The organism is Pseudomonas sp. VI4.1, assembly GCF_002029345.1.
Classification (GTDB): Bacteria; Pseudomonadota; Gammaproteobacteria; order Pseudomonadales; family Pseudomonadaceae; genus Aquipseudomonas.
In genome coordinates this window covers 1-2,915 of record NZ_MULM01000020.1, presented here as the reverse complement: position 1 = coordinate 2,915, position 2,915 = coordinate 1, and the positions used below count along the sequence as shown (strand labels likewise).

Sequence of the window (2,915 nt, the reverse complement as noted above, 5' to 3'; positions counted from 1 at the left end):
CCAGCTCCTACAGGGGATTGCATGAACACTGAAAATCCTCTGTAGGAGCTGGCTTGCCAGCGAAGAGGCCGGCACAAACACCTAAATTCTCCGCCCGGTCACTCGTTCCTCCCAGATAGCAAAGCCCCCACTCACGCACCGGGGCAGCGAACCCGACTGAGACGGCAATGACCAAACCACGTTCGAAAAAAGCGCTCTACATCGGCCTGCCGCTGGCCCTGGCGATCTGCGCCGGTGCGGGCTATGCGGCCTGGGATTACTGGTTCAAGGACAACCCCGGTTACCCGGTCAAGGTGATGAAACAGGCCGATGACCTGCAAGCGCGCATGCTCTCGTTCGACAGCCACATCACCGTGCCCATGGATTTCGGCACCGCCGGCAACGAAGCCGACAAAGACGGCACTGGCCAATTCGACCTGGTCAAAAGCGGGCGCGGACGGCTGTCCGGTGCAGCCCTGACCATCTTTGGCTGGCCGGAAATCTGGAACGGCGACAACGCCCCGCACCGCCCCACCGCCGGTTTCGTCGACGAGGCACGCTTCGAACAGGAAACCCGCTACAAGATCATCAGCACCCTGGTGCGCGACTTCCCCAACCAGGTCGCCATGGCCTACACCCCCGACGATTTCCGCCGCCTGCACGGCGAAGGCAAGTTCGCGATCTTCCTGAGCATGCTCAATGCCTACCCCCTGGGTAACGACCTCAACGCCCTGGACAAGTGGGCGGCCCGCGGCATGCGCATGTTCGGCTTCAGTTATGTCGGCAACAACGCCTGGGCCGACTCCTCGCGGCCCCTGCCGTTTTTCAACGATTCCCGGGACGCGCTCGGCGGCCTGTCGGACATCGGCAAACAAGCCGTGCACCGCCTCAACGACCTCGGCGTGATCATCGATGTGTCGCAGATGTCGACCAAGGCCCTGGAGCAAGTCGCTCAATTGAGCCGCACCCCGATGGTCGCGTCCCACTCGGCGCCACGGGCGCTGGTGGACATTCCGCGCAACCTCAGCGACCAGGAAATGCAGTTGATCAAGAACAGCGGCGGCGTGGTGCAGATTGTCGGCTTCCCGACTTACATCCGTCCGCTGAGCCAGGCCACCCAGGACAAGCTCAACGCCCTGCGCGCGCGTTTCGACCTGCAACCGCTGCAAGGGCTGGAGATGGCGCTGATGCCGGGCGATCCGGTGATCACCGTCTGGTCCGAGCAACGCTTCGGCGAGTACGCCAGCCAGCTCTACGCAATAGTCGAAGAAGAACCCAAGGCCACCCTCAAGGACTACGGCGACGCCATCGATTATGCGGTAAAGAAAATCGGCATCGACCACGTCGGCATCAGTTCCGACTTCAACGACGGTGGCGGCCTCGATGGCTGGAAGGACGTCAGCGAGGGGCGCAACGTGACAGCCGAGCTGCTCAGCCGCGGCTACAGCGAAGCCGATATCGCCAAGCTCTGGGGCGGCAATTTCCTGCGGGTCTGGGACCAGGTGCAGCAGTCCTCCAGGCCCGTGGCCAAACACTGATCCCACTTTTTGCACAAGCGAACCGAGCTCATGACCAACCGTCGTTCATTCCTCAAGCAGGCCGGCATTCTCGCGGCGGGCCTGCCCCTGGGTGCCGCCGTAAACCTGCCGGCGCTGGCCGCCAGCCCGGCACCGCTGGCCACGGACAAATGGGCGCAGTTGCGCCAGCTGTTCAATCAGGACCCAAACTACCTGCACTTCGCCAATTTTCTGGTGACCTCACACCCAAGACCCGTGCGCGAGGCGATCGAGATGCACCGCGCCAACCTCGACCGCAACCCCGGCCTGGCGATGGATTGGGACCTGGGAGAAACCGAAAAACGCGAGCACCAGGTGCGGGTCTGGGCCGGTCGTTATCTCAAGGCCGCACCGGAACAGATCGCCCTCACCGGCAGCACCACTGAAGGCCTGTCGCTGATCTACGGTGGCATCCATGTGCGCCCCGACCAGGAAATCCTCACCAGCGAACACGAACACTACGCGACCAATTATGCCCTGGCCTACCGCCAGCAAAAGGATGGGGTCAAGGTGCGCAAGCTCACGCTGTTCGAGCACAGCCACAGCGTTTCGGTGGATGAAGTGGTCGGCACCATTGCCCAAGGGATTCGCCCCGAGACCCGGGTGCTGGGCATGACCTGGGTGCAATCGGGCAGCGGCGTGAAGTTGCCGATCGGCGAGATCGGCAAACTGGTGGAGGAACAGAACCGCAATCGCGAGGAAAAGGACCGCATCCTGTATGTGGTCGACGGCGTGCACGGCTTCGGCGTCGAGGACCTCGACTTCCCCGACATGCACTGCGACTTCTTCATTGCCGGCACCCACAAATGGATGTTCGGCCCGCGTGGCACCGGGATCATCTGCGCCCGTTCGGCCGAGCTCAAGGACGTGACGCCGACCATCCCGACCTTCTCCGAGGCCACCACCTTTTCGACCATCATGACCCCTGGCGGCTACCACAGCTTTGAACATCGCTGGGCGCTGGACGAAGCCTTCAAGCTGCACCTGGAACTAGGCAAGGCCGAGGTCCGGGCACGCATCCATGCGCTCAATACCTACGCGAAAAATCGCCTGTTGGAGCAGCCGCGGATCGAATTGGTCACCCCGAAAAATCCGGCAATGTCCGCCGGTTTCACCTTCTTCCGGATCAAGGATCGGGACTGCGAAAAAGTCGCGCTGCAGCTGATGCAGAACCGCGTGGTCTGCGATTCGGTGGACCGCGACGTCGGCCCGGTGATCCGCATCGCCCCCGGCCTGCTTAACACTGAAAACGACATCGACCGGTTCATGGCGTTGCTGAGCAAGACCGCGTGACGCAACCCCCTACTGTAGGAGCTGGCTTGCCAGCGAAGGGGCCGGCACAGGCGACAAAGATGTTGAATGTGACGGACCCTTCGCTGG

2 protein-coding genes are annotated in these 2,915 nt (G+C 62.5%); both read left to right on the top strand.

Going from position 1 to position 2,915, the window contains the following annotated elements; genetic code table 11:
- Nucleotides 1–167: 167 nt before the first annotated feature.
- Nucleotides 168–1,517: a pyoverdine-tailoring dipeptidase-like protein PvdM gene (gene pvdM, locus BZ163_RS00190; protein WP_128869334.1), complete on the top strand. Its 1,350-nt coding sequence runs from the start codon at nucleotides 168–170 to the stop codon at nucleotides 1,515–1,517.
- Between the two features lie 30 nt (nucleotides 1,518–1,547).
- Complete coding sequence (locus tag BZ163_RS00185) at nucleotides 1,548–2,828, top strand: aminotransferase class V-fold PLP-dependent enzyme (protein ID WP_128869333.1); 1,281 nt, start codon at nucleotides 1,548–1,550, stop codon at nucleotides 2,826–2,828.
- The last annotated feature ends 87 nt before the right edge of the window (nucleotides 2,829–2,915 follow it).

What these genes read in the sequence shown, in the direction of transcription:
- pvdM (WP_128869334.1), top strand. Translation starts at nt 168, where the DNA reads ATGACCAAACCACGTTCGAAAAAAGCGCTCTACATCGGCCTGCCGCTG.
- BZ163_RS00185 (WP_128869333.1), top strand. Translation starts at nt 1,548, where the DNA reads ATGACCAACCGTCGTTCATTCCTCAAGCAGGCCGGCATTCTCGCGGCG.